The sequence below is a fragment of the Bradyrhizobium sp. CCBAU 11434 genome (assembly GCF_028128895.1).
GTDB classification, from domain to species: domain Bacteria; phylum Pseudomonadota; class Alphaproteobacteria; order Rhizobiales; family Xanthobacteraceae; genus Bradyrhizobium; species Bradyrhizobium zhengyangense.
The window spans coordinates 1109696-1110387 of record NZ_LBJX01000011.1; the positions used below are offsets into that span (position 1 = coordinate 1109696).

Annotated in this window: 2 protein-coding genes; both read left to right on the forward strand. The window is 59.2% G+C overall.

Annotated features, from left to right (window positions below):
- Window positions 1-311 (forward strand): transposase (locus tag XI06_RS12790; RefSeq protein ID WP_271605438.1); only part of this gene is annotated, 311 nt, incomplete at its 5' end.
- The gene (locus tag XI06_RS12795; protein ID WP_271605466.1) at window positions 266-679 is read left to right on the forward strand and encodes an IS5 family transposase; all 414 of its coding nucleotides are present in this window, start codon (window positions 266-268) and stop codon (window positions 677-679) included. The genes XI06_RS12790 and XI06_RS12795, both read left to right, overlap by 46 nt.
- Window positions 680-692 lie beyond the last annotated feature (13 nt).

Sequence of the window (692 nt, forward strand, 5' to 3'; positions counted from 1 at the left end):
ATCGGGTCGACGATAGACGCGTGATCAGCGGCATTATGCACATGCTGAAATCTGGTTCGCGCTGGCGCGATTGTCCGGAAGTCTATGGCCCCTACACGACGGTCTACAACCGCTTCAACCGCTGGAGCCGACAGGGGATTTGGACGGATATTTTTTACGCTCTGACCGGATCGACCGGCATGTACGGATCGATGTCGGTGGATTCCAGCTACATCAAAGCCCATCGCTCCGCGGCCGGCGCAAAAGGGGGGCCTTCAACAATGCGATCGGCCGCTCGCGCGGCGGGCAGACCACCAAAATCCACGCGTTGACCGACGATGTCGGTCGTCCGCTTGCCTTCCTGATTACTCCTGGCAACACCCACGACTTGGTCGGTGCACGAGGTTTGATCAGCATGGTCCGCAGCCCGCGTCGTCTGTTGGCTGATCGAGCCTACGACGCCAGGAGCTTGCGCGACGAACTGGCTGCACGCCGCATCAAGGCCGTGATCCCGCCAAATCCGACCCGCAAGCATCCGCATCGCTACGATAAAAACGCTTACAAAGGTCGCAACGTCATCGAGCGGATGTTCTGCCGTCTCAAAGACTTCCGCCGGATCGCAACCCGATATGACAAGCGTGCAGACGTCTTCCTGTCTGCAATCCTCCTGGCCGCCGCGATCACTTGGTGGATCAATTGAGTCCGGACCCTAG